Genomic DNA, 24,801 nt, shown 5'->3' with positions numbered 1-24,801 from the left:
TCGGGACGCCTGAACCCAAGGGTACGCGGACGTCCCGGCCACCCCCGCCGCGCGGGCCGTCCGGGACGCGACGTCAGCCGACGCGCGCGCCCGCCACGGGCCCGTGCGCGACCCGTGCCTCCCGACACACCCCGGCGCTGGTCAGCTCGGCGGCGATCCGCTCGGCGTCGGCGGCGTCGGCGGCGAGGAAGACGCAGGTCGGGCCGGAGCCGGAGACGATGCCGGTGAGCGCGCCGGCCGCCTCGCCGGCCTTGAGGGTGTCGGCCAGCGCGGGCCGCATGGCCAGCGCGGCGTCCTGCAGGTCGTTGCCGAGCGTACGGGCGAGGACTCGGGGGTCGCGTTGACGCAGCGCACCCAGCAGAGCGTCGGTGCTGCCCAGCGGGGCGCCGGCGGCGCCGGAGTCGCGCAGCCGGTCCAGCTCGCGGTACGCGGCCGGGGTGGACAGGCCGCTGTCGGCGATCGCCACGACCCAGTGCCAGGAGGTGGCTCGGGCCAGCACCGGGCTGACCGCCTCACCCCGGCCGGTGCCCAGCGCGGTGCCGCCGTAGATCAGGAACGGCACGTCGGAGCCCAGGTCGGCGGCGATCCCGGCCAGTTCATCGCGGGACAGCCCGGTGCCCCACAGCGCGTCACAGGCCACCAGCGCGGCGGCCGCGTCGGCGCTGCCGCCGGCCAGCCCGCCGGCGAGCGGGATCTGCTTGCGCAGGTGCAGGCGGGCGTGCGGCAGCACCCCCGCGTACCCGGCCAGGGCGTGCGCGGCGCGGATCACCAGGTTGGAGTCGTCCAGCGCCAGCTCGCCGGTGCCCTCGCCCTCCATGGTCAACGCCAGCGTGTCGCCCCGGCGGGCGGTCAGCTCGTCGTAGATGGAGATCGCGTGATAGACGGTGTTCAACTCGTGGTAGCCGTCGCGGCGCAGCGGGCCCACCCCGAGGTGCAGGTTGACCTTGGCGGGCACCCGGACCTTCACCGGACCGATGGCCCCGCGTCGCTCGTCCTCGTCGTCCGGTCGCCAGGCCTCGGTCACGGGGTGAGGTCCCGCGTGCGCAGGCGAATGTCGAACGGCTTGCTCAAAATCAGCTCCTCAGCGGAGTCGGCGGACACGGCGTCAGCCTACTTCGCGGCCACCGTACCGGCCGGGGCCGACGCGGCGATGGCGGCGAACTGCTCGACGGTCAATGACTCCCCCCGGGCCCCGGGGTCGACGCCGGCGGCGGTCAGCGCGGCGGCGGCCCGGTCCGGGCCACCGGCCCAGCCGGCCAGCGCGGCGCGCAGGGTCTTTCGGCGCTGCGCGAACGCCGCGTCCACGACGGCGAAGACCCGCTCCCGCGGCACGTCGGCGCGGGGCGGTTCGTGGCAGGTGAAGGCGACCAGACCGGAGTCGACGTTGGGCACCGGCCAGAACACGTTCGGCGGCACCTTACCGGCGCTTCGGGCGTGGGCGTACCAGGCGAGCTTGACCGACGGGATGCCGTACACCTTCGAGCCGGGACCGGCGACGAGCCGGTCGGCGACCTCTTTCTGCACCATCACCAGGCCGTGCCGGAGGGTGGGCAGCTCGGCGAGGAGGTACAGCACCACCGGTACGGCGACGTTGTAGGGCAGGTTCGCGACCAGCGCGGTCGGCGGCGGGTCAGCCAGCTCGGCGGCGCTGACACGGAGCGCGTCGGCGCGGTGCACGGTGAGCCGGGCGGCGTCCGCCCCGGCGTGCCTGGCGACGGTCTCCGGCAGCGCACCGGCGAGCGTCGGGTCGATCTCCACGGCGTGCAGGTGCCCAGCGACCGGCAGCAGCCCCAGGGTGAGTGAGCCGAGCCCCGGGCCCACCTCCAGGGCCACGTCGTCGGGGGTCAGGCCGGCGGCCGTGACGATCCGCCGCACCGTGTTCGGGTCGTGCACGAAGTTCTGGCCGAGTTTCTTGGTGGGCGCGACGCCCAGCCGGGCGGCCAGCTCCCGGATCTCCGCCGGGCCGAGGAGACCGGTCATGGCTGGCAGCGTAGCGGCGTCGTCGGGACCGGCCGCCGGGCCGGGCTCACCACGGGCCGAAGGCCCGGTCGCCGGTGGCGGAGATGGCCGCGCACAGCTCGTCCAGGTCGCTGCCGGTGGTCGCGGCGAGGGACCGGACGGTGAGCGGGATGAGGTACGAGGCGTTCGGCCGGCCACGGTGCGGGGTCGGGGTGAGGTAGGGGGCGTCGGTCTCCACCAGGATCTGGTCCAGCGGGGTGAGCGCGGCGGCCTCGCGTAGGGCGGTGGCGCTGCCGAAGGTGACGGTGCCGGCGAAGCTGAGCAGGTAGCCCCGGCGCACGCACTCGCGGGCGAACTCGGCGTCACCGGAGAAGCAGTGCAGCACCACCGTGTCCGGTGCGCCCTCGTCGTCGAGGATCCGCAGCACGTCGGCGTGCGCGTCCCGGTCGTGGATGACAAGCGTCCGGCCGTACCGCTTGGCGATGGCGATGTGCGCCCGGAAGCTCGTCTCCTGCGCGGCGCGCCCCTCGTCGCCGGTACGGAAGAAGTCCATGCCGGTCTCGCCGATCCCCCGGACCCGGTCGCGGGCGGCCAGCGACTCGATCTCCCGCAGCGCCTCGTCGAGGTCGGCCAGCCGGGGCGCCTCGTTGGGGTGCAGCGCCACGGTGGCCAGCACGGCGGGATACGCCTCGGCGATGTCCGCGCCCCACCGCGAGGAGGCCACGTCCACGCCCACCTGGACCAGCCGGTCCACGCCGACCTTGGTGGCCACCGTGATCGCCGTGGCGACCGGGTCGTCGGACGGCCCGCCACCGGGCACGCCAGCCTCGCTGACGGTGATGTCCAGGTGGGTGTGGCTGTCCAGCACCGGCCGGGGCAGCGGCTCGGGGGCGGGCGGGAACTCTCCGGCCCGCCGGGCGGCACGCTCGCGGCGGGTTTCAGTCGGCTCGCTCATCAGCGACAGCATCACACACCGGGGCCGTCCATCCGCCCGCCACCCGGCGTTCACCTCGACTACGCCGCGCGACTCTACCGTCGCCGGGTGAGCGAGCGAACCATGAGGCACAGCAGCGTGGCGTCTCACGCCGCTGCCGAGCGGAGCGAGGCGGCGGGGTGAGCGTCACACCCCACGCGAGCGACGCCGCCGGCGAACGGACCGGCCTGCGCGTGGCCTTCGGCGGCGGCGTCTACCCGGCTGAGGAGATCGCCCGGGGCGCCGCGTACGAGCTGTTCAGCGCCGAGGAGGTGGCCGGCTTCGAGCGGGCGCCGCGTCCGGGCAGCGCCCTGCCGTGGCGTCGGTTCGTGCACGTCACGGAGGTGAGCGCGGTGCACGGTGCCGTCGTGCCGGCCGAGGAGCCGGAGACACCGCTGATGGTGCCGGCGCACCGGGAACACGGCTGGTCGCACGTACACCAGCTCAGCCAGCAGCCGTCCGCGGCGGGTGACCCGGTGTTGGCCGCGATGCGTGCCTCGGCGATCATCCGGCGCGGCACCCGGATGGTGAAGGTGCTCTCCGGTCGGCAGCTCGCCGGGTACGTGCGGGGCTGGCTGCCGCACGGCTTCTGCTATCGCGAGCACGACGTGGCGCACCTGCGTACGCCGTCGACGACCACGGTGCTGCGCACCGACGGCGACGTCGGGCGGGACGGCTCGGACGTGGCGTACGCGCTGCGCTGGCGGGCCGCCGACCCGGGCGACTACGACGTGCCGGTGGGCGAGGCGCACCGGGGGCTGACGGCGCTGGCGTCCCGGGACCGGCTGGGCCCGCCGGTGCTGGGCACCGGTTTCGTGCCGAGCAACGGCCAGCTCATCCCCGAGTTCATCACCCGGGACTTCGCCGACCTGCCGATGCCGGCGAACGCGACGCTCGTCGCCTATCCCGCCGAGGGCGTCGAGGTGGTGCTCTACAGCTACCAGGCCGAGCAGCGCGCGTGGCTGCGGATGGTGGGCCCGCAGTGGCGGCACCTGCTGGCCGCGGTGCCGGGCCTCTCTCCCGACCAGGAGTACGTGCCGACCGGCGACGCCCCGCGCTCCACCCAGCTGGTCGGCCTCTACGGCGACACGGAGTACGAGGCGGTGGCCGACCTGCCCGGGGGGTTCCGGGTGCTGGCGATGACCCGGGCGGCCCGCTATCCGGTGGACGCGGTGGCCCGCCGGGTCCGGTTCGCGCAGTGGCGGGGCGTGTCGTGCCTGGTGCTGCGCGAGGAGGCCGGCTGGCTGCGGCTACGGCTGCGTTTCCCGGACCCGGACGCGTTGATCGCCACCGGCGCGCAGTGCCACGACCGGGGTGTCTACGAGACCTGGGCGCCGGGCGCCGAGGTGAGCGACGACCAGGTCATGGACACCCGGTACGTGCTGTGACGGCGCGCGGCGGTCCGAGAGCCCACCGCCGCGCGCCGTTCGCTGATCAGCCGGCCAGTCGGGCCAGCTCCTCGTCGACGATCGACGGGTCGAGCTTGCGGAACACCGGCTTCGGCGCGGCCAGCGGCCGACCGGCCTCCAGTGGCACCGACTCCCAGCGCGCGCCCACCGTGTAGTCCCCGGTCAGCACCGGGTACGCCGGCCCGCCGTCCAGGTCGTCGACCTGCTCGATGACCGGCATCGGCGCGTGCACGCCGGTGCCGCCCAGCAGCTCGTGCACCTGCTGCGCGGAGTGCGGCAGGAACGGGGTGAGCAGCGTGTTGGCGTCGCTGACCACCTGGAGGGCGACGTGCAGGATGGTGCCCTGGCGGGGCTTGTCGGCCTCGGCCTTGAGCTTCCACGGCGCCTGCTCGGAGAGGTACTTGTTGGCCTCGGCGACCACCTTCATCGCCTCGCCGATGGCCTGCTTCTGCCGGTGCCGGCCGATCAGGTCGCCGACCGTGTCGAACCCGGCGCGGGCGACGGCGAGCAGCGCCTCGTCGGCCTCGGTGAGGCCGGCCGGGTCGATCGACGGGATCGCCCCGAAGTTCTTGGCGGCCATCGAGACGCACCGGTTGACCAGGTTGCCCCAGCCGGCGACCAGCTCGTCGTTGTTGCGGCGCAGGAACTCCGCCCAGGTGAAGTCGGTGTCGTTGCTCTCCGGGCCGGCGGCGGCGATGAAGTAGCGCAGCGCGTCGGCGTCGTAGCGCTCCAGGAAGTCGCGGACGTAGATGACCACCTTGCGCGACGAGGAGAACTTGCGCCCCTCCATGGTCAGGTATTCGCTGGAAACCACCTCGGTGGGCAGGTTGAGCTCGCCCAGCGCCCCCGGCTCGCCGTCGCGGGAGCCCTCGCCGGAATACCCGGAGAGCAGCGCCGGCCAGATCACCGAGTGGAAGACGATGTTGTCCTTGCCCATGAAGTAGTACGACCGGGCGTCCTTGCCCTCCCCGTCGGCGGACCACCACCTGCGCCACGCCTCCGGGTCGCCGGAGCGGCGGGCCCACTCGATCGAGGCGGACAGGTAACCGATCACCGCGTCGAACCAGACGTAGATCCGCTTGTCGGAGCGGTCCCGCCAACCGTCCAGCGGGATCGGCACGCCCCACTCCAGGTCCCGGGTGATCGCCCGCGGCTGGAGGTCGTCGAGCAGGTTGCGGGAGAACCGCAACACGTTGGGCCGCCACCCCTCCCGGGTGTCCAGCCACTGGCGCAGCACGTCGGCCAGGGCGGGCAGGTCCAGGAAGAAGTGCTCGGTCTCGACGAACTTCGGGGTCTCCCCGTTGATCCGCGACTTCGGGTCGATCAGGTCGATCGGGTCGAGCTGGTTGCCGCAGTTGTCGCACTGGTCGCCGCGCGCGCTGTCGTACCCGCAGATCGGGCAGGTGCCCTCGATGTACCGGTCGGGCAGGGTGCGCCCGGTGGACGGCGAGATCGCGCCCATGGTGGTCTTCGGCACGATGTAGCCGTTGCGGTACATCCCCTCGAACAGCTCCTGCACCACCGCGTAGTGGTTGCGGGTGGTGGTGCGGGTGAACAGGTCGTAGGAGAGCCCGAGGCCGTGCAGGTCCTCGACGATCACCCTGTTGTACCGGTCGGCCAGCTCGCGCGGGGTCACCCCGTCGGCGTCGGCCTGCACCTGGATGGGGGTGCCGTGCTCGTCGGTGCCGGAGACCATGAGCACGTCGTGGCCGGCCATCCGCATGTACCGGGCGAAGACGTCGGAGGGAACGCCGAAACCGGAGACGTGGCCGATGTGGCGGGGGCCGTTAGCGTACGGCCAGGCCACTGCCGCGAGAACGTGACTCATGAGCAGCAAGCCTAGTGACCCGCCCGGGGCGTCCGCGAACCAATGGGGGGTGCCGGGCCGCCGGACCGGATCGACCGCCCCGCCCATTGGTCCGATTTGTCGTCGACACGCGGTCCAGCTGCCCGATCTGCCTCCGCTACCGGTGTGCAATGAACGTCGTGACTGGCAGAGGAGCGGCCCGGGACCACGACGAGCGTCCCACCGGGCCGACCGGCGGCGACGAGCCCGGCCCCCGGGCCGCCGGGGTCGCGCCGCAGCCCCGGCTGGTCACCGCCCCCGAACCCGATCGGCCCGGCTACCAGCGGCCCACGCCGTCCGGGCGGGCGGCCGCGCCACGGCGGGACACCTCGACGGAGCTCGCCGCCACCCCGGCCCGGCCCACGCCGGCCGCGCCGGCCCCCACCCCGGCGCGGCCCAGCCCGACGGCGCCCGTGCCCAGCCCGGCCCGCCCGAAGCCGCCGAACCCGCCGGGCGCGTCGGCCGACGTCGCGCCGGCGGGGCGCGAACCGGCCCGAACGGCGGTCGAGGCGCAGCCGGCAACCCGGGCCCCGGTCGAGGTGGAGCCGACCACCGGGGCGCCGGTGGACGCGGTGCCGCGTCGGGTGCCGGTACGCCAGCAGAGCCGTCGCCGAATTGCTCACCGGGTCGACGGGGACCGGCCACCGGACGACGAGGGCACGTTCTGGGCGCCGATCGAGCAGGTGCACTGGGACGGCACCCCCGTCCGCGAGGTCGCCGCCCCCCAGCGCCGGGCTCGCCGTCCCTCGTCGCGGACGACCGCGTTGCCGGACCCGCTGCCCGGACTGACCGCGCTGGTGCTGCTGAGCCTGGTCGCGGCCTTCTTCGCCTGGGTCAGCGCCGGCCCGTTCTGGCTCGCGGTCGGGCACGCGCGCGACGGCACGGTGGTGATCGACCACTGCACCGGAGGCGGTCTCACCCAGCGGTGCCGGGGCATCTTCACGGCCGACGACGGGCGGTTCCTGGCCCACGGGGTACGAGTCAGCGGCGTACCCGCCGGAGGTGGCGCGCCCGGGGCGGCGCTGCGGGCACGGATGACCGGCCCGGACAGCGACACCGCGTACGCCGACACCGGCGCGGGCCGACACCTGCGCTGGCTGCCCGGGCTGCTGGCGGTGCTCGGCTGCGCCGCCGGCATCGTCCGGTGGACGGGGTCGGCCCGGCTGCCCGGCCGGCGACACCGCCGCTGGGCGGTGGCCACGGCTCTCGCCGGCCCGGCGCTGATCACCCTCGGCTTCCTCGCCGTCGCGTGGTGAATGCGCCGGTGGGTCAGCTGTGCACGATCGTGTAGACCTCACGGCGGCGCAGCGAGTATTCGGTGGCGACGTCGGTGATGGCGTCCCGGCGGGACCGGCCGGCGGCCTCCCGCTCGGCGACGGCCGCGCGCAGGGTGTCGTCGTCGGGGCGTTCCGGCGCGGTCACCGGCGAGCCGGCCACCACCAGGGTGATCTCCCCGCGCGGATCACCCTCGGCGGCCCACCGGGCCAACTCGCCGAGGGGGCGGCGGAGCACCTCCTCGTAGGTCTTGGTGAGTTCCCGGCAGAGCGCGGCCGGCCGGTCCGCGCCGAACGTCTCGGCCAGGTCGGCGAGCGCCGCGCCGATCCGGTGCGGCGCCTCGAAGAAGACGAGGGTGCGCTCCTCGGCGGCGAGCGCGCGCAGCCGGGACCGGCGGGCACCCCCGCTGCGGGGCAGGAACCCCTCGAAGCAGAACCGGTCGCAGGGCAGCCCGGAAACGGCGAGGGCGGTGGTCACCGCGCTGGGCCCGGGTGCCACGGTGACCGGCGCCCCGACGTCCAACGCGGCCCGGACCAGCCGGTAACCCGGGTCGGAGACGCTCGGCATGCCGCCGTCGGTCACCAGCGCCACCACGTACCCGCCGAGGATGACCTCGACCAGTTCGGGCGTACGCCGTTCCTCGTTGCCCTCGAAATAGGAGACGATCCGGCCGCCGACGGTGATGTCGAGGTCGCGGGCCAGCCGGGTCAGGCGGCGGGTGTCCTCGGCGGCCACCACGTCGGCGCTGGCCAGGACTTCCCGAAACCGCACCGAGGCGTCGGCGGGGTTGCCGAGCGGGGCACCGAGCAGGATCAGGCGCCCAGCTTCGGACATTTCACCCACGACATCGTCTCCTTCATCGACAGCGAATACCGGTATCAGGGACGACGGGCGCCACAGGACACCCTGGCAGCCTACGATCGCCGGGTGACGAGTGCGTCGACAGCGCAGAGCCCGAGCGCCGACCCGGCAGACACGGTCGAGGTGTCCGGCGAGCCCAGCCCCCACCAGGAACCGACGGCACCACGTGCCGACGGCGGGGGCATATCCGCCGTGGTCCGCCGCCGGTTCGCCACCGTCGACAGCCGGATGGACCCGTATTCGTGGCTCGCCACCGCCGTGGTGGTGGCGATCGCGGGGATCCTGCGCTTCGTGGGCCTGTCCAGCCCCAAGGGCAAGATCTTCGACGAGACGTACTACGCCAAGGACGCGTACGGGCTGATCAGCCGGGGCGTCGAGTGGAACTACAAGGACAACGGCCCGTCGTACGTGGTGCACCCGCCGCTGGGCAAGTGGCTGATCGGCGTCGGCGAGTGGGCCTTCGGCTATCAGGACGCGGAGTCGAAGGTCTCCGTCGGTGGGCACCTGCTCACCACCGCGCCGGAGTTCGGCTGGCGGTTCTCGGCGGCCGTGATCGGCACGCTGTCGGTGCTGCTGCTGGTCCGGATCGGTCGGCGGCTGTTCCGCTCGACGGTGCTCGGCTGCGCGGCCGGCCTGCTGCTCGCGCTGGACGGCTTCCACCTGGTGCTGTCGCGCGCGGCGCTGCTCGACATCTTCCTGCTGTTCTTCGTGCTGGCCGCCTTCGGCGCGCTGGTGCTCGACCGGGACGCCCGCCGCCGGCGCTGGGCGCGCGCCCTGGACGACGGGCTCGACCCGAGTCTGCCGGGGCGCGCGGGCCGGCCGGCGACCGGCTGGCGCACGTGGCCGTGGTGGCGGCTCGCCGCCGGGGTGCTCATCGGCTGCGCCTGCGCGGTCAAGTGGAGCGCGCTCTACTTCGTGCCGGTGTTCGCCCTGTTCGTGGTCCTCTGGGAGGTCGGGGTCCGCCGCTCGGCGGGCGTCCGCAGGCCCTGGCGGGACACCCTGCTCGACGAGGTGCCCTGGCTGGTGCTGGCCGGTGTGCTGATGGTCGGCACCTACCTCGCCACCTGGTCGGGGTGGCTGCTCAGCGACGACGGCTACTACCGGCTCGCGTCGGCCTACCCGAGCGCCCCGCTCAGCGACACCCCGGTGATCGGCCCGCTGGTCAACCTCTTCGAGTACCACCGCGCCGCGTACGGCTTCCACGCCCAGCTCGACGATCCGCACAAGTACCAGTCGTGGCCGTGGCAGTGGCTGCTGCTCGGGCGGCCGGTGGCGTTCCACTGGTCCGGCGACGGCGCCTGCGGGGCACCGACCTGCGCCTCGGAGATCCTGCTGCTCGGCACCCCGCTGCTGTGGTGGTCGTTCCTGCCCGCCCTGGTGGCGCTGGTCTGGCTGGGCATCGCCCGACGGGACTGGCGGGCCGGCGCGATCCTGCTCACCGTGGCCGCCGGACTGCTGCCCTGGTTCTGGTTCGCCCTCGACGGCCGGACGATGTTCTCGTTCTACGTCGCGCCGGCGCTGCCGTTCCTGGTGCTGGCCGTGGTGTACGTGCTGGGCGCGCTGATCGCTCCGCCCGGCGGTGACGTGGGTGAGACGGCAGCCCTGGTGCCCGGCGACGCGGGCTACGAACGCCGGCTGGTGGGCAGCATCGCGGCCGGGGCGTACGTGCTGCTGGTGGCGTTGTGCTTCGCGTACTTCTATCCGATTTTCGTGGGACGGCTGATCCCGTACTCGGACTGGCTGTCCCGAATGTGGCTCGACGGCCGCTGGATATAAGCACCGGCAGGCGACGCGCCGCACAGCGCGACGGAAATCGGGCCCGCACGCGTCACGCGTGCGGGCCCGACCTCATACACGAAGACGCGCGCCCCGATCGCCTGCCACGGGGGAAGCGGGCGATTGGGGCGCGCATGAAGAGCTTAACCACCGCGCACCACCGGCACAACGGGTCAACTTGGGTCAGATTTCCGACGGATTCCACCCGGGCCGACGTCTCCCCTCCGACCGTTGACCGAGGGTGACCTGGCGTGGACCCAGCGCCCCCGAACCGGCTGTCTCGACGCCGACGGAGGCCGCTTCGAGGGCTGCCGGCGACCCGGCCCGACGCACTAGGCTCGCCGTGGTGGGCGTCGCGATCGTGACGGGAGGGCGGGGTGCCGTGGAGCTGTTGGAACGGGTCCGGGCGATCTGCCTCGCGCTGCCCGAGGTGACCGAGCGGCCCAGCCACGGGTCACCGACCTGGTTCGTCCGGGACAAGAGCGTGTTCGTCACCCTGCACGCCGACGGGCACCACCAGAACGACTTTCCCCACCTCTGGTGCGCCGCGCCGACGGGCGCCCAGGCGGAGCTGACCGCCGCCGACCCGGCCCGCTTCTTCCGCCCGCCCTACGTCGGCGGTCGGGGTTGGGTCGGCGTACGGCTGGACGGCACGGTCGACTGGGCCGAGATCGACGAATTGTGCCGGGACGCGTACCGGGAGATCGCGCCGAAGCGCCTGGTCGCACTGCTCGACCCGCCCGCCTGACCCGGCCGGGTCCACGCGTCCCCGACCATCCGGGACAACCAGCCACCCCAATGATCATCCAAAGTGGATTTCACTACACTGCCCGCCGTGATCAACTTCAGACGATCGGCGGCCGTCCTCCTCGGACTGCTGGCGACCACCGCGCTGACCGGGCCGGTCCCGGCGGCGGCCGACGAGGAGCAGGCGACCGAGCCGCCCCGGGTCGAGCTGGTGCTCGACGTCAGCGGCTCGATGCGGGCCGCGGACATCGACGGGCGCAGCCGGATCTCGGTGGCCCAGCAGGCGTTCAACGACGTGGTGGACGCGCTGCCGGAGGAGACCCAGCTCGGCATCCGGGTGCTCGGCGCGACCTACAAGGGCAAGGACAAGAAGGTCGGCTGCCAGGACACCCAACAGATCGTTCCGGTCGGGCCGGTCGACCGGACCCGGGCCAAGGCGGCGGTAGCGACGCTCCGACCGACCGGGTTCACCCCGGTCGGGCTCGCGCTGCGCTCCGCCGCACAGGACCTGGGCACCGGCGCCACCACCCGGCGGATCGTGCTGATCACCGACGGGGAGGACACCTGCGCACCACCGGACCCGTGCCAGGTGGCCCGGGAACTGGCCGCGCAGGGCACCAGCCTGGTCGTCGACACGCTCGGTCTCGCGCCCGACGAGAAGGTACGCCGTCAGCTGCTCTGCATCGCCGGGGCGACCGGAGGCACCTACACCGCGGCGCAGAGCGCCGACGAGCTGACCGGCCGGATCAAACAGCTCGTCGAGCGGGCCGGTGACACCCACACCCGGGCCCCGACCGTGGTCGGCGGCGCGAACGCCTGTGACTCCGCGCCGCTGCTCGCCCCGGGCGTGTACGCCGACCGGGAGTCGTTCTCCGAGCACCGCTACTACCGGGTGCCCGTACGCCCCGGTCAGGAGCTGCGCGCGTCGGTGAGCATGGCGCTGGACCGGCCGGTGAACCGGGACTACGGGGTGCTGCTGCGGGCCACCGCGGCGGATGGCCGGGAACTGGTCCGTGGCGCGGACGCGGGCAGCGGCCGGGCCGACGTGCTCTCCGCCGGTCTGCGCTGGTCGGCCACAGCCGACGACGAGAACGCCGCCGACGACGAGAACGTGACCGCCGACACCTCGACGCCCGTCGTCGAGCCCACCACCGTCTGCCTGGTGGTGAGCAACTCGTTCGCCGCACGCCCGGGCACCGCGGCGACGCCCGGCATGCCGGTGGAGCTGACCATCGACGTGGTCGCCGCCGCGGGAGCCCCGGACGGGCCCGACCTCGGCCGGGGCTGGGTGCTGCTCGCCCTGCTCACCGTGGCCGGCCTGCTCACCGGCCTGATCGCCGGCCTGCTCACCCGCTGGTGGGTCGCCACCTGGAGGGAGAACTGATGCGTACCGCACTGTTCCGGTCGCTGGCGGCGCTGCTCGCCGCCGGTGGGGCCGCGCTGCTGCCCGGGGCGGCCCTGGCCGCCCCCACCCCGTCTCCGGGCGCCACGCCGGTGACCCGGGCCGGCACCTCGTTCCTCACCGCCACCCCGATCACGGCCGGCCAACCGGTGCGGGTGGACGCCTCGGTCGGCGACCACCTCTACTGGTCGTTCCCGGCGACCGCCGGGCAGGTGCACGAGATCAGCGCCACCGTCACCTTTCCGAAGGCACGCAGCGGCGCCTCCACCTGGACCGTCGACGTGTTCGACGGGTTGCGCCGACGGCAGGCGTGCACCGCTGGGGCGCAGACCCCGACGGTGGACGGCAAGGCGTCGAGCGTGGCGCTGGGCTGCACGCTGCGCGAGGTGCGGCCCTGGGCCGAGCCGTGGTCGGCCGACCCGCTGCCCGGCACGTACGTCGTCCGGCTCTCCGTCATCGACCTGCCCGAGCCCGACCTGGGCGCACCCGTCGACGTGGACCTGCTGGTCGGCGTCCTCGCGGACCGGGGCGCCTCGGCCGACGACGGTGAGCCGGCCGCGCCGCTGGTGGCGAACACCAGGGCGGGGACGGTGCTCAACGCCGTACCGACGCCCGACCCGGAGGCCGACGACGAGGGCGACTCGCCGGCGGACTGGCTGCCGGATCTCGGCTCGCGGTGGATCTGGACCGGCATCGGCGGCGTGCTCGCCGCGGTGGCCGGGGTGTTCGGCTTCGCGCTGACCCGCCGGCCTCGCCGGGCCTGAACCCGCCCGGCCAACCGGTGGCCCCGCCCACGCCGGGCGGGGCCACCGGCGGGCTCAGCGGCGTCGCGCGCCGCGGGGCAGCCAGCCGATGAACCGGTCCTGCAGCGACATCACCGGGGCCGCGCGCAGATCCTCGGCGGCGGCGGCGAGACACGAGCCCAGGTAGACGCTGAGCATCGCCCGATCATCCCCGTACTCCGCGAGCAGCCGGCTGCGCTTCGTCGCGCACGGCCACTCGTCGCCGCAGGAGCCGCAGCTCCAGCCCGGGGTCGTCGGTGCGTGGTCGTCGGCCCGATCCCCCGGCGGTTCGGTGCCATCGCTCATCGCAGGTCCTCTCAAGATGTTCGCGGGACTGGCCAGGTGTTGATGGTGGTCCCCCCGGAGCCATCCTGGAGGGCGCGACGCGTCCCTCCGGTGTTACATCTTTGCGGTACCTTCTCCCGTCGTGGGAGTCGGAAATCTGACGGTCGAGCGTATGCCCCTTCGCTACCGGACGGTAGGTGGCGGCCGTGCGTGACCTCCTGCCGCCGACGGTCGCCGTGGCGGTCGCCGCACCCGACGACTGGACCGGGGAACTCCTCACCGCCGAACAGGCGTGCCTCGGCGAACGGGCGGTGCAGACCCGTCGACGGGACTTCACCGCCGGCCGGGTGTGCGCCCGCCGCGCGATGGCCGACCTCGGCCTGCCGGTGGCGGCCGTGCCGGCCGCCGCCGACCGCGCGCCGATCTGGCCCGCCGGGGTGGTCGGCACCATCACCCACACCACCGGCTACTGCGCCGCCGCCGCGGCGCGCGCCACCGACCTGCGATCGGTCGGCATGGACGCCGAACGGCACCGCGAGATCAATGCGGGGGTACGACGACTCGTGCTGCTGCCCGAGGAGGAGGAGAGCCTTGCGCGGCTACCCTCCGACATCTCCTGGCCCGTCGTACTGTTCAGCGCCAAGGAGACCGTCTACAAGGTCTGGCACCCCGTCGTCGGAAGCTGGCTGGACTTCCACGACGCCCACCTCACGCTGGACCCGGACTCCGGTACGTTCACCGCCCGGATCGCACCGGCGCGGGTGGACGCGGCGCAGGTCGCCGATCCTCCGGGCACGATCACCGGCCGGTTCGTGGTCGCCGACGGCCTGGTCCGCACCGCCGCCGTCCTCACGCTGCGCTGACCCCTGCACCGTCCATTCTGGCCGGTGCGTCGACGACTCGCGGACGGTGGGACACGAGCCGGCGCGGCGACCGGCGGGTCGGCGACGCACGGTAGCGTCGGCGGGTTCCCGAACCGCACGTACGAGGCGTCAAGGAGTACGGTGACCCACCCCCAGCCCCCCGCCGGGCCGCAGGACCCTCAGCAGCCGAACCCGGAGCCGCCGACGCCACCGTTCGCGGCGACACCGCAGCCGCAGCGGTCCGCCGCCGACCCGACGGTCCCGCAGGCGCCGGTGCCGCCCAGCCCGTGGTCGGCAGCGGCGAACCCGCCGCAGCCGCCGTTCTCGGGCGGCGCGTACCCGCAGGCCGGCGGCGCTTACCCGCAGCCCGGCGCGGGCGCCTACCCGCCGCCCGGTGGGCCGGGCTACCCGCTCATGCCGCCGCCGCCCGTGCAGACGACGAACTCCAAGAAGACAGTGGTGGCCATCGCGGTGACCGCGGCCGTGCTCACCCTGCTGTGCTGCGCGGGCGGCATCGTGGCGGTGGTCATCGGCGCGAACCGCGCCGCGAACGAGGTGACCGACGCGCTGCCCACCCCGGCAGTCACCCGTGGTGTCGGGCAGCCGCCGGCCAGCACCGCGCCGTCGCCCCGGGCGTCCGCCGACAGCGACACCCGGAACATGTCCGCCGGGGACACCCTGGTCATCGACGACAACGGCGGCACCGTCGAGATCACCGTGACGAAGTTCAGCACCGCCACCAAGCCCTGCACGTCGTACGGCCTCAAGCCCGACGAGGGCATGTACGTGATCGCCGACGTGACCGTGGCGGTCACCAAGGGCACCGGCTCGGCGAACCCGCTGTACTTCCAGTGGGTCGCCGCCGACGGGACGGAGACCAACGCGATCGCCGGCGCCTTCTCCGGCTGCGGCAAACCGATGCCGGCCGCCAACGACCTGACCGCGGGCACCAAGCGCACCGGCAGCGTGGTGTTTGACGTGCAGGACACCTCAGGAGTGCTGGAGTACCAGCACAAGTTCGCGACCGCCGGCTCCTGGAAGCCGTGACGTGCCGTGGGGCCGGCCCGATGATCGGACCGGCCCCACGCGCGCGAGATCGAGTGTCAGCAGCCGGTCCAGCGCACCGGCGTCACCCGGTCGGCGTTGCGGAAGCCGACGATGGTGCCGGTGTCGGAGATGGCCCGAGCGCCGATGTTGATCCGCTCGCCGCTGCCCGGCAGGACCCGCGAGGTGGACCCGCGCGCGACCCGGTCGCCACCCACCACGACGCCCTTGGCGTTGACGTCGTCCAGCCCCATCTCCTGGTCGAGGAACGTGTACGAGCCGTCGCGCACGTCCCACCGCACCTTGGCCGGGCTGGTGCCACCCAGCCAGGCCTGGCCGACGGCCCAGTGGCCCGCGGCGGCGTTGAGCCAGGTCGACCCACCACCCGTGACCGCGAGCGGCTTGATCTTGCCGTTCGGCCGGCGGACCCAGCTGGTCCAGTCACCGAACGGGCCCGCGTAACCGACGATCGTCCCGTTCGGCGAGATCCCCACCGGCTGGGCGTTGACCGGGGCGTCGAGCACCTCGACCGTGCCCGGGCGGGCTGCCGGCCAGCGCAGGGCGACGAACTCGCCGGGCACGATGTCCGAGCCGTAGCCGACGATGTCGCCGGCCTTGTTGATGGCCGAGACGAAGATGCCGGTGGACGGCAGCACCGGCAACTGCTCGAGCTTGCCGTCGCGGTACGTCCACGGCCGGCCGATGCCGTTCTCCGCCCAGCCGTTGCCGATCACGATGCCGCTCTCGTTGACGTCGACCGGGTCGATCCCGTTGCCCGGCGCCTCGGTCTCGGTGAGCTGCTGCCCGTCCCAGGTCAGCAGCAGGTACTGGTTGCCGTCCTCCCGGATCCGCAGGGCGGTGCCGGCGACGAAGCGGCCCGACGGGTCGATGACGCTCGCGTCGGCGCGGTAGGTGTCCGTCGGATAGGGCAAGGTGCTGATCGTGCAGGCGCTGGTGGCCCCGGTCCTGGGCGCGGCGGTCGCCGTCGAGGACAGGGCGACGCCGAGAGAGGCGGCCAGCAGGCCGGCGGCGGTGCCGGCGAGCATCCGGTGTCGAGCGCTGTGCGTCATCTCTTCTCCCCGTGTGGGCGGCCCGGATACTCCCGGGCGTCAACTGATGCCAGAAGCACCCCTGAACATGCCTCTCGGTTGCGGCCGGTCGGATGGACGACATGATCGACGTCTGCGGGCTCACCGTCTGGTATGGACGGATCACTGTTGCCCGGTGTGCGGCGTGGCCGGAGGATGGGGCCGGTGAGCACCGATCGGCCGCACGCCGGGCCTTCGCTGGATTACCACCTGGTCCGGTCCGCGCAGGGCGATCATGAGGTGGAGGGCATCCTCGTCGAGGAGTTCACCCGGCACGACGACTTCACCACGACGGGTCTGCACAGCGCGGGCTGGACGCCGAGCGCCGGTTGGTGGAGTTCCGCCTCGCTGAGTCGCGGCCTGCGCACCGATCCGGCCGTGCTCGCCCGGGTTGTTCCCATCGCACACGCCGACGCCGTAGCCGCCTACCGCCGCCTCGGAGGTCGGCACCTGCCCTCCGAAGCGGTCCTGCGCACGTACTTCCGTGACCATCAAGCCTTCGCGACCGCCCCGCCACTGCGGCTCGGCCCGACACAGCCACCGGAGGGCTTCCACGAGCGACGCGTGTACCGCGTCCTCTTCGCCAAGGACCTCCGGGCGGATCAGGTGGCGACCCTGAGGACCGTCTGGCGGACGACGGACGGCTGCACCGTCGGATCCGTCGCCGGTGGCCACCACGAGAGAGACGGCCACCAGTTCACCTGGGAGTTACGCAGGATCGGCCACAATCTCGCCTGGTGCCTCGACCTCACCGCTCTGCTGGGAGCCGGCAGCGCCGAGGCGCTGGGTTCGATCCTCTACGAGCTGACGGAGGTCCTGCGGCAGCACGGCCTCGTGCTCGTGACCACCGAGCGCTTCAGTTGACCGTGCACGTCCGCGCCGCCGCGCTTGCCTTCATGATCGAAAAAGGCCGTCTCCGACTCGCGGAAACGGCCTTTGACCTGGGGTGGAGCTGAGGGGATTTGAACCCCTGACCCCCTCGATGCGAACGAGGTGCGCTACCAGTCTGCGCCACAGCCCCCCACCGGCGAACCGGCTTCGGTCCCACCCGGCTTACACCGGGCGGGCCGGCAGCAAGGCTAACAGGTCGCCGGCCTCCACCGCGAATCCGCCCCCGGTGCGGCGCTGTCACCAGCACGGAGATCGACTCGACTTCCAGGAAACCGGGGCATCCCGGACGCCTCGACACCCCGCCTTCCAGGAAGTCGAGTCGATCAAGCCCCCGCACGCCCTTGATCGACTCGACGTCGCCGATGTGGCGGCATCATCTCGCGGCGATACCCCCACCTCGGCGAACGGGAGTCGATCAAGCGCCGCGACACCGGGCAGCGCGACGCCGGGCGTCGCGAGACCGGGCGCCGCGAGGCCGAGGCAGCGCGGGGTCAGGCGCCGCGGCCGGCCTCGTAGGGGCGGCCGCGCAGTCCTCCGGAGCGACGGTACGAGACCGAGCCGCCGTTGACGGCCGCCGGCAGGTCGCCGGGCCGGTCGAGGCCCATGGCTGCTCGGCGTACCCCCTCGCGCTGGGCCGCCAGGCGGCGTTGCGCCTCCCGGCGGGCCGCCGCGCGGCGGGCCTGTTCGCGGCGGACCTCGGCCTGGCGGGCGGCCAGCCACGCCGCCTCCCGGGCGTGGGCGCGGCGTCGACGCCGGCCGGCGAGGGCACGCCCGCGCAGGTGTACGACGTACAGGGCCAGCAGCAGGAAGGTGACCGAGAAGCCGATCCAGAAGCCGGGGCTGACGAACAGCACGCCGATCAGCTCGACGACGTTGAGCAGTAGCAGCGCGGCGAGCACCCGGCGTCGGCGGTACACGGCGGGGGTGTGCTGCCGGCGTGGCGGACGACGGCGGGAGCGCTTCGGTGCCGGCGGTACGGCGCGCAGTCGGCCGGAGCGGCGTGCCGCCGGGGGCGCGGAGACCGGCGCACCCAGCCTTCCCGTAGTCGCGTCTTCACTGAGGGTGACAACGAGGGAGCGGGGCGGGTGCACGGGCTGCCGTCCTGGCACAGTGCGGCGCCGTCGACGGCGTTGGAGCACCCGCGCCGTCGACTGCGCCCGCTCCGCCACCAGCCGCTCGGTGGCGTCGTACCGACGAACCAGCGCCGGGGCCAGGGCGAGCAGGCCGGCGGCGGCGAGGACGGCGAGGAGCACCGAGGTCGGCACCCTCACCCCTCCCGTCACCGAATTCGGAGCAAACGCTGCCCGACCGCAGGATCTTCCACCGATCACGCCTGGGTGCGTAGATCGTCCGGGCGGTGAGCGCTTGCCGCAGCTTGCAGTTACTTGAGGTTACGGCGCACCGACCGTGATGCCGCCGCGCCGCGCCGATCCCGTGCGTGGGACGGCTCACCGCGCGGTGGCGCGTACCCGGTGCCAGCGGGCCAGCAGACCGCCCTCGGCGGCGACCTCTTCGCTCGTCATCGCGTATCCGATGTGGTCCCGCCAGGCGCCGTCGATGTGCATGTAGCGCACGTGGTACGACTCCTCGCGGAAGCCCAGCTTCTCCACCACCCGCCGCGACGGTCGGTTCTCCGGCCGGATGTTGACCTCCACCCGGTGCAGCCCACCCGGGCCGAACGCGTGGTCCACGGCGAGCGCGAGCGCCGTCGGGATCACGCCCTGTCCGGCGACCCGGGCGTCGACCCAGTAGCCGACGTAGCCGGAGCAGAAGGCGCGGCGCACGATGCTGCCGACGTTGAGGTGCCCGACCAACCGGTCCCGGTCGGCCTCCCGCAGGCAGACCGCGAACGGCATCCCCTCGCCCTCGCGGGCGGAACGCCGCTGGTCACGGTGCACCCAGCGGAACGCGGCCGGCGAGTTCAGCTCGTCCCAGCTGCCCGGCAGCGACGACTCCCACGGTGCCAGCCAGGCCCGGTTGGCCCGGCGCACCTCCGACCACGCCGCCGCGTCGGAGCGCCGGTAGGGCCGTAGCAGCACCGGGCCGTCGACCAGCACCGCCGGCCAGCCGGGGGCTCGCGCGGGTCCGAAGAGGCTCACCCGCACAGTCTCCCGCGCGGGACCGGATCGTGCGCAAGTGGACCCACCACGCGCACCGTCGAAGAACAGCCGAGCGCACTCACCGGCGCCGGTCGAGCAGCAGGACGTCCACGGTGGAGCCGGCGGCGGCGGTGGTGACCCGCTCGCCGAGCACCAGCAGCCCGTTCGCCTCGGCCAGGCCGGAGAGGGTGAACGGGCCGCCGCGCAGCGGCTGCACGGTGTAACCGCCGCCGCGCCGCTCCGCGACGTGCGCGGGCCGGAACTCCCGCAGCCCACCGGGGGACGACACGGTCTCCAGCAGGTGCGCCCGGACGCTGGGCCGGAACACCGGCTCGGCGCCGGCGAGCAGTTGGATGGCGGGGCGGGCCAGCACCTCGAAACCGATCAGCGCGGCCCCCGGGTCACCGGGCAGGCAGACCACCGGCACCTCCTCGGCGCCGACGGTGCCGAACCCGAGCGCGGTGCCGGGATAGAGCGCGACGTCGGTGAAGGTCACCGGCCCGGCGCGGCCACCCTCGCGGCGGGACAGGATCCGCCGCACCATGTCCCCGGGGCCGGTGCCGGTCCCCCCGGTGGTGATGATCAGGTCGGCGCGCAGGGTCTGGTCCTCCAGCAGCCCGCGCAGCCCTTCCGGGTCGTCGTCGCAGATACCGACCCGGTACGCCAGCGCGCCCACCTCGGCGGCGGCGGCGGTCAGCGCGTGCGAGTTCGCGTCCACCACCTGACCGGGCTGGCTGCCCCGGCCCACGTCGACCAACTCGTCGCCGGTGGCCACGATGACCACCCGAGGGCTGGGCCGGACCACCACGTGCCCGATGCCGGTGGCGGCGAAGACCGCGACGAGCGCCGGCGAGACGTACGTGCCGGCGCGGGCGAGCAGGGTGCCGGCCGGCAGTTCCTCACCGGCGCGGCGTACCCCGTACCCCCGTTTGGGGGTGCGGAAGATCTCCACGGCGGCCATGCCCTGGTCGGTCCACTCCACCGGGACCACGACGTCCGCGGCGACCGGCAGGGGCGCCCCGGCGGCCACCGAGAAGCACGAGCCCGGGGTGAGCCGCACCGGCCGCCAGCTCGCCGCGCCGAGGTCGCCGACCACGTTGAGCCGGATGGTCCGGCCGCCGGGCGTGCCGGAGGGGGCCGGGACGTAGCTCGGGCCCCGGCCCCCTCCGGAAATGTCCTCCCACCGGGCCGCGTACCCGTCCACGGCCGCCTGGTCGAAGGCCGGGAAGGCGTGCGGCGCGACGACATCCTCGGCGAGGACGTTGCCGTGCGCCTGGGTGAGGTCGAGGTCGAGTGGCGGCAGCGCTCGTAACCTGCGCAGCACGCTGCCCAGGTAGTCGGCGAGCGGCGTCAACTCGTTCGCGGCCGCCTCGGCGTCGGCCGTCGCGGTCATGTACCAGATCCGCCTGCCGCGTCGGCCTTGACGAACTCGGCCAGCCAGGAGCGGAACTCGCTGCCGAGGTCCTCGCGCTCGGCGGCGATCTGCACGACGGTCTGGAGGTACCCCAGCGGCATGCCGGTGTCGTAGCGGGTGCCCCGGTAGACGATCGCGTGCACCGGTGTGCCCTCGGTGCGCAGCAGCTCCATGGCGTCGGTCAGCTGGATCTCGCCGCCGCTGCCCGGCTTGGTCCGGCGGATCGCGTCGAAGATCTTGCCGGGCAGCACGTACCGACCCAGCACCGCGAGGTTGCTCGGCGCGTCCTCCGGCTGCGGCTTCTCCACCATGCCGGTGACCTTGACGACCTCACCGATGTCGGTCAGCTCCGCCTCGGCCGGCTCGACCGAGGCGATGCCGTACCGCTTGGTGTCGGCCGGGTCGACCTCGAAGAAGGCCAGCACCACGCCGCCGGTGCGGGCCTGCAGCTCCAGCATCGCCGGCAGCAGCGGCTCGGACGGCTTGACGAACTCGTCGCCGAGCAGCACCGCGAAGGGCTGGTCGCCGACGTGGGACTCGGCGTACCCGACGGCGTGGCCCAGCCCGAGCTGCTCCGGCTGCCGGACGGTGTAGATCTCGGCCAGCTCACTGGGCCGGCGCACGGCGGCCAGCCGCTCGGCGTCGCCCTTCTCCTCCAGCCTGGTCTCCAGGTCGGGGCGTCGATCGAAGTGGTCCACCATCGACGTCTTACCCCGGCCGGTGATCAGCAACACGTCGCCGATCCCGGCCTGGGTGGCCTCCTCGACGATGTACTGCAGCACCGGCCGGTCCACCACCGGCAACAGTTCCTTCGGCACCGCCTTGGTGGCCGGCAGGAAGCGGGTGGCCAGTCCGGCGGCCGGGATAACGGCCTTGACCGCCACGGGACGGCCGGTTGCGGCGACCGTCGATGAGGGGTTCGCTGAGTGCTCCGACATGCCGCGAGACTATCGGCCACGGCTCTGCCGCGGCGGGTGTGGCCCAGAAGACGCGCCGCCGCCCGACCCCGGCCGGGTGACGTCGGGGCCGGCCCGCGCGGCGTCCGCGGCGGTGGCCGCCGGCTCGTCCGCCGGATCCGGGCCGGCGTGCGCGGGCCCCGACCGGTTCGATTCCGGTACGCCAGCAGTCGACTCCGACCGGGCGTGCCCGCCCGGCTCCCGGGGCGCCTGCACGGGCCGGCCGGCACGTGGCAGCCCGTCGGGTGGGCTGACGGCGCAAGCGGGCACCGGTATCTCCCGCGTCGGCACGTCGGGGCGGGCCTCGGCCACGCGATAGGTGTCCCGGCCGGCCGCCTTGGCCGCGTAGAGGGCGTCGTCGGCGGCTTCCAGCACCTCCCGTCCGGTGCTGCCGTGGTCCGGGTAGACGGCGATGCCCACCGACACGGTGACCACGATCGGCCCCGCGTACGCCTCGACCGCGATCGGTGTCTCGCGCACCGCCGCGCCCAGCCGCTCCGCGACGATCGCCGCACCCCGGGCGTCGGTCTCCGGCAGGAGCAGCACGAACTCCTCGCCGCCCTGCCGGAAGGCCAGGTCGACCTCGCGGATCTCACCGCGTACCCGCCGGGCGAACTCGGCCAGCACGGTGTCCCCCGCCGCGTGCCCGTACGTGTCGTTGACGTCCTTGAAGCGGTCCAGGTCGAGGGCGAGGACGCTGAGCATCCGGCCGAACCGGCTGGCCCGCTCCACCTCCCGCCGGATCGACTCGCGCAGGTAGCGGTAGTTCCACAGCCCGGTGAGCGGGTCGGTGAGCGAGAGCCGCTGCGCCTCCTCGTGCACCCGGACGTTCTCCACCGCCACGGCCGCGTGGCCGGCGAAGGTGCGCAGGTTGACCAGGTCGTCGTCGTCGAACTCGTCCGCGCCCACCCGGTCGTAGAGCGCCAGCACACCGAGCGCGGCCGCAGCGGCGCCGGCCTCGTCGGGACTCCTCTCGCCGCCCGCGACGGTCGTTGTCGCGCCGCCCGGTGTGCTCGCGCCGCCCGCTGTGCTCGCGCCGCCCGGGGTGGCGAAGGGGACTGCGACGTAGGTGCGGCAGCGGGGCTCGCCGGTCGGGGCCTCGGTCGGTTCCACCCGGCCCCGCTGCGGCTCGCCGGTCGCGGCCACCGCGCCGACCACGCCCACGCCCACGGGCACCCGCAGTCCCTGCGACCCGTCCGGGTCCCCCGCCGGCCAGCGCCCGTCCAACCCCTCGCTGCACTGCGCGACGAGCACCCCGCCGGGCTCCACCAGCAGCACCGCGCCGGCCCGCGCCCCGGTGGCCGCGATGGCGCTGTGCAGGATCACCCGCAGGATGCGTTGCAGGTCATGGGTGCTGGCCAGGGTGTCGCCGAGCACCGCGAGGTGCCCGCGTAGCTGGTCGCGGCTGCTGGTCAGCGCCGCGACGTACGACCCGGTCTCACGGGTCATCCGGTTGAACGCGGCCGCCAGCCGTCCCAGCTCGTCGCGGCTGCGCACCGGCACCCGGGCGGTCAGGTCGCCGTGCGCCACCCGGTCGACCGCTCCGGCCAGCTCCACCAGTGGCCGGGTGGTCACCCGGGCCAGACGCCAGGCGGTGAACACGGCGAGCAGCCCGGCCAGCACGACCACGCCGGCCAGCGTGACGTGCAGCCCGGGCGGCCGCTCGCTCGGCACCGACAACACCAGCGGCAGCGGCTGGCCCGCGGACGGCCCGATCCGGCGCACGTACCGACCCTTGGTGCTCTCGGTGACCCGCTCACCGCTGGTGGCCCCGGCGGCGGCCAGCACCGCGTCGCGTACCTCCCGGGACTCGGTGGTGTGGGTGACCCGGGCGGCGCTCGCGCCGCCGTCGAGCAGGGTGACCGCGACCCCGGTCACCGCCGCCAGCCGGGCCACGAAGGCCGGGTCGATCAGGTGCGCGGCGGCCACCGTGCCCAGCAGCGCGCCGGCCGGGTCGCGGCGGTCCACCCGGGCGGCCAGCGCGCGGACCGGGCCGGACGACGCGGTGGCCGGCTCGGAGCAGTCCCGCCAGGGGGTCGACGGAGCGCCGGGCGAGGCGTACGTGACGCGTCCGTTCACGTCGGTGACCAGCACCGCTGCGGCCAGCCCACGGCCGACGAGCTGGCCGGCGGCGACGGCCGGGTCACCGGTGAGGGCGACCGCGTCGGCGGCGGCGCGCAGCTGCTGGCAGAGCGCGTCGACCGAGGTACGCACCGTGGAGGCCGCCACCGCGAGGCGCTCGGTGGACCGGCTGCGGTCGACGGCCGTGACGGTGGAGGCCACGAAGAACGCCCCGAGCAGGACCGGGCCGAGCACCACCACGAGGAAGGCTGCCGTCAACCGCCCGCGTAGCGTCACTCGGTCCCCCCGGAAGTTCCGCCTCCGTTGCTTGCGATGCTGACACAGAGCAACCGTGGGAGTGGCGTTGCGTCAGGAGTGTTGCGTGCCGGAATTTTCTGATGAAGCGGAAGTGACCCGAGTGGCGAAGCGGGACACCCGCGTCGACCTGCTCGCCCGCCGTCGGGCCCTGACCGCTCCGGCGCGGGCCGAGGCCGCCGGGCGCGTCCAGGCCGAGCTGGTCGCCCTGGTACGCCGGCTGCGCCCGCGCCGGATGACGGCGTACGTCCCGGTCGGCTCCGAGCCGGGCGGGGCCGACCTGCCGGAGGTGTTGCGGTCGGCGCTGCCGCCCGACGCCGAGTTGCTGCTGCCGGTGCTCCTCCCCGACCTGGACCTGGACTGGGCCGCGTACTCCGGACCCGATGCTCTAAGCGCGGCCGGTCGGGGTATGCGGGAGCCGACCGGCCCCCGCCTCGGCGTGGCCGCGGTCACCGGAGCGGAGCTGGTGGTCGTGCCGGCGCTCGCCGTCGACCGACGCGGCCGACGGCTGGGCCGGGGCGGCGGCTCGTACGACCGGGCGTTGGCACGGGTGCCCACGGCGACCCTGACCGTGGTCCCGCTGCACGACGGGGAGCTGGTCGAGGCGCTGCCGGCGGAGCCGCACGACCGTCCGGTCCGCGCGGTCGTCACCCCCACCGACGGGATGCGTACGCTTGACGACGGCCCGGGTGCGGCGCAGGGTGTCGCGCCCCACACGTCCGCTGGACGAACCCGGGGCGAATGACGCACCATTG

22 protein-coding genes and 1 tRNA gene are annotated in these 24,801 nt (G+C 74.1%); 10 read left to right on the top strand and 13 right to left on the bottom strand.

The window, feature by feature from the left end; all coding sequences use genetic code 11:
• Positions 1–73 precede the first annotated feature (73 nt).
• The 3 genes from ABZT87_RS00525 to ABZT87_RS00515 form a co-directional block, all read right to left on the bottom strand.
• Positions 74–1,024 (bottom strand): 4-(cytidine 5'-diphospho)-2-C-methyl-D-erythritol kinase, encoded by a 951-nt coding sequence (locus tag ABZT87_RS00525; RefSeq protein ID WP_355132702.1) that lies wholly within the window; start codon positions 1,022–1,024, stop codon positions 74–76.
• An 86-nt stretch (positions 1,025–1,110) separates the two neighbouring features.
• Positions 1,111–1,980, bottom strand: a complete 870-nt coding sequence (gene rsmA, locus ABZT87_RS00520; protein ID WP_354861861.1) for a 16S rRNA (adenine(1518)-N(6)/adenine(1519)-N(6))-dimethyltransferase RsmA — start codon at positions 1,978–1,980, stop codon at positions 1,111–1,113.
• 46 nt (positions 1,981–2,026) lie between these two features.
• Entirely contained in the window at positions 2,027–2,926 is a 900-nt protein-coding gene (locus ABZT87_RS00515) for a TatD family hydrolase (RefSeq protein WP_354861859.1), read from the bottom strand.
• 146 nt (positions 2,927–3,072) lie between these two features.
• Here ABZT87_RS00515 and ABZT87_RS00510 point away from each other — a divergent pair, with 146 nt between their 5' ends.
• Entirely contained in the window at positions 3,073–4,320 is a 1,248-nt protein-coding gene (locus ABZT87_RS00510) for a hypothetical protein (RefSeq protein WP_355132700.1), read from the top strand.
• A 46-nt stretch (positions 4,321–4,366) separates the two neighbouring features.
• Here the strand turns inward: ABZT87_RS00510 and metG are convergent, their stop codons facing one another.
• Positions 4,367–6,169 carry a methionine--tRNA ligase gene (gene metG / locus ABZT87_RS00505; RefSeq protein WP_354861856.1) on the bottom strand — a complete coding sequence of 601 codons (1,803 nt, stop codon included), beginning with the start codon at positions 6,167–6,169 and terminating at the stop codon, positions 4,367–4,369.
• A 158-nt stretch (positions 6,170–6,327) separates the two neighbouring features.
• Here metG and ABZT87_RS00500 point away from each other — a divergent pair, with 158 nt between their 5' ends.
• A complete protein-coding gene (locus ABZT87_RS00500; protein ID WP_355132698.1) occupies positions 6,328–7,443 on the top strand; it encodes a hypothetical protein in 1,116 nt (371 codons plus the stop codon).
• A gap of 13 nt (positions 7,444–7,456) precedes the next feature.
• On the opposite strand, the gene rsmI is transcribed toward ABZT87_RS00500, so the two are convergent.
• Positions 7,457–8,305, bottom strand: a complete 849-nt coding sequence (rsmI, locus tag ABZT87_RS00495; RefSeq protein ID WP_354861853.1) for a 16S rRNA (cytidine(1402)-2'-O)-methyltransferase — start codon at positions 8,303–8,305, stop codon at positions 7,457–7,459.
• 246 nt (positions 8,306–8,551) lie between these two features.
• Here rsmI and ABZT87_RS00490 point away from each other — a divergent pair, with 246 nt between their 5' ends.
• From ABZT87_RS00490 to ABZT87_RS00475, 4 genes are all read left to right on the top strand, one after another.
• Complete coding sequence (locus ABZT87_RS00490) at positions 8,552–10,099, top strand: phospholipid carrier-dependent glycosyltransferase (RefSeq protein WP_355133648.1); 1,548 nt, start codon at positions 8,552–8,554, stop codon at positions 10,097–10,099.
• A gap of 346 nt (positions 10,100–10,445) precedes the next feature.
• Complete coding sequence (locus ABZT87_RS00485) at positions 10,446–10,847, top strand: MmcQ/YjbR family DNA-binding protein (RefSeq protein ID WP_355132696.1); 402 nt, start codon at positions 10,446–10,448, stop codon at positions 10,845–10,847.
• Between the two features lie 87 nt (positions 10,848–10,934).
• A complete protein-coding gene (locus tag ABZT87_RS00480) occupies positions 10,935–12,230 on the top strand; it encodes a VWA domain-containing protein (protein WP_355132694.1) in 1,296 nt (431 codons plus the stop codon).
• Positions 12,230–13,012, top strand: a complete 783-nt coding sequence (locus tag ABZT87_RS00475) for a peptidase (RefSeq protein ID WP_355132692.1) — start codon at positions 12,230–12,232, stop codon at positions 13,010–13,012. The genes ABZT87_RS00480 and ABZT87_RS00475 overlap by 1 nt, the downstream gene beginning before the upstream one ends.
• A 54-nt stretch (positions 13,013–13,066) precedes the next feature.
• On the opposite strand, the gene ABZT87_RS00470 is transcribed toward ABZT87_RS00475, so the two are convergent.
• Positions 13,067–13,336, bottom strand: a complete 270-nt coding sequence (locus tag ABZT87_RS00470) for a hypothetical protein (protein WP_354863273.1) — start codon at positions 13,334–13,336, stop codon at positions 13,067–13,069.
• Between the two features lie 185 nt (positions 13,337–13,521).
• Here ABZT87_RS00470 and ABZT87_RS00465 point away from each other — a divergent pair, with 185 nt between their 5' ends.
• The gene (locus ABZT87_RS00465) at positions 13,522–14,178 is read left to right on the top strand and encodes a 4'-phosphopantetheinyl transferase superfamily protein (protein WP_355132690.1); all 657 of its coding nucleotides are present in this window, start codon (positions 13,522–13,524) and stop codon (positions 14,176–14,178) included.
• Between the two features lie 141 nt (positions 14,179–14,319).
• The gene (locus ABZT87_RS00460; protein WP_355132688.1) at positions 14,320–15,225 is read left to right on the top strand and encodes a hypothetical protein; all 906 of its coding nucleotides are present in this window, start codon (positions 14,320–14,322) and stop codon (positions 15,223–15,225) included.
• 56 nt (positions 15,226–15,281) lie between these two features.
• Here ABZT87_RS00460 and ABZT87_RS00455 read toward each other — a convergent pair whose 3' ends face one another.
• Complete coding sequence (locus tag ABZT87_RS00455) at positions 15,282–16,292, bottom strand: hypothetical protein (RefSeq protein WP_355132686.1); 1,011 nt, start codon at positions 16,290–16,292, stop codon at positions 15,282–15,284.
• A 183-nt stretch (positions 16,293–16,475) separates the two neighbouring features.
• Here ABZT87_RS00455 and ABZT87_RS00450 point away from each other — a divergent pair, with 183 nt between their 5' ends.
• Complete coding sequence (locus ABZT87_RS00450; RefSeq protein ID WP_355132684.1) at positions 16,476–17,174, top strand: hypothetical protein; 699 nt, start codon at positions 16,476–16,478, stop codon at positions 17,172–17,174.
• Between the two features lie 83 nt (positions 17,175–17,257).
• Here ABZT87_RS00450 and ABZT87_RS00445 read toward each other — a convergent pair.
• The 6 genes from ABZT87_RS00445 to ABZT87_RS00420 all read right to left on the bottom strand — a co-directional run bounded on the left by ABZT87_RS00445 (position 17,258) and on the right by ABZT87_RS00420 (position 24,028).
• Positions 17,258–17,331, bottom strand: a tRNA-Ala gene (locus tag ABZT87_RS00445).
• A gap of 361 nt (positions 17,332–17,692) precedes the next feature.
• Positions 17,693–18,472, bottom strand: coding sequence for a hypothetical protein (locus ABZT87_RS00440; protein ID WP_355132682.1), 780 nt, complete (start codon positions 18,470–18,472; stop codon positions 17,693–17,695).
• Positions 18,473–18,649: 177 nt separating this feature from the next.
• Positions 18,650–19,300, bottom strand: a complete 651-nt coding sequence (locus ABZT87_RS00435; RefSeq protein ID WP_234584369.1) for a GNAT family protein — start codon at positions 19,298–19,300, stop codon at positions 18,650–18,652.
• A 79-nt stretch (positions 19,301–19,379) separates the two neighbouring features.
• Complete coding sequence (glp, locus tag ABZT87_RS00430) at positions 19,380–20,693, bottom strand: gephyrin-like molybdotransferase Glp (RefSeq protein ID WP_139582488.1); 1,314 nt, start codon at positions 20,691–20,693, stop codon at positions 19,380–19,382.
• Positions 20,690–21,652 (bottom strand): UTP--glucose-1-phosphate uridylyltransferase, encoded by a 963-nt coding sequence (locus ABZT87_RS00425; RefSeq protein WP_354855901.1) that lies wholly within the window; start codon positions 21,650–21,652, stop codon positions 20,690–20,692. Before ABZT87_RS00425 ends, glp begins: the two co-directional genes overlap by 4 nt.
• Positions 21,653–21,661: 9 nt before the next feature.
• Complete coding sequence (locus tag ABZT87_RS00420; protein WP_355132680.1) at positions 21,662–24,028, bottom strand: diguanylate cyclase; 2,367 nt, start codon at positions 24,026–24,028, stop codon at positions 21,662–21,664.
• An 85-nt stretch (positions 24,029–24,113) separates the two neighbouring features.
• On the opposite strand from ABZT87_RS00420, the gene ABZT87_RS00415 reads away from it, so the two are divergent.
• Complete coding sequence (locus tag ABZT87_RS00415; RefSeq protein ID WP_355132678.1) at positions 24,114–24,791, top strand: 5-formyltetrahydrofolate cyclo-ligase; 678 nt, start codon at positions 24,114–24,116, stop codon at positions 24,789–24,791.
• Positions 24,792–24,801 lie beyond the last annotated feature (10 nt).

This window comes from Micromonospora sp. NPDC005237, from assembly GCF_040607775.1.
Classification (GTDB): Bacteria; Actinomycetota; Actinomycetes; order Mycobacteriales; family Micromonosporaceae; genus Micromonospora.
The sequence above is the reverse complement of the archived record's forward strand: the minus strand, read 5'-3'. Positions and strand labels throughout refer to the sequence as shown.

Bases quoted from the DNA above. Each gene is read 5' to 3' on its own strand.
- rsmA (WP_354861861.1), bottom strand. From the start codon at position 1,980: ATGACCGGTCTCCTCGGCCCGGCGGAGATCCGGGAGCTGGCCGCCCGG.
- glp (WP_139582488.1), bottom strand. From the start codon at position 20,693: ATGACCGCGACGGCCGACGCCGAGGCGGCCGCGAACGAGTTGACGCCG.
- ABZT87_RS00455 (WP_355132686.1), bottom strand. From the start codon at position 16,292: ATGACGCACAGCGCTCGACACCGGATGCTCGCCGGCACCGCCGCCGGC.
- ABZT87_RS00490 (WP_355133648.1), top strand. From the start codon at position 8,552: ATGGACCCGTATTCGTGGCTCGCCACCGCCGTGGTGGTGGCGATCGCG.
- ABZT87_RS00425 (WP_354855901.1), bottom strand. From the start codon at position 21,652: ATGTCGGAGCACTCAGCGAACCCCTCATCGACGGTCGCCGCAACCGGC.
- metG (WP_354861856.1), bottom strand. From the start codon at position 6,169: ATGAGTCACGTTCTCGCGGCAGTGGCCTGGCCGTACGCTAACGGCCCC.
- ABZT87_RS00475 (WP_355132692.1), top strand. From the start codon at position 12,230: ATGCGTACCGCACTGTTCCGGTCGCTGGCGGCGCTGCTCGCCGCCGGT.
- ABZT87_RS00470 (WP_354863273.1), bottom strand. From the start codon at position 13,336: ATGAGCGATGGCACCGAACCGCCGGGGGATCGGGCCGACGACCACGCA.
- ABZT87_RS00515 (WP_354861859.1), bottom strand. From the start codon at position 2,926: ATGCTGTCGCTGATGAGCGAGCCGACTGAAACCCGCCGCGAGCGTGCC.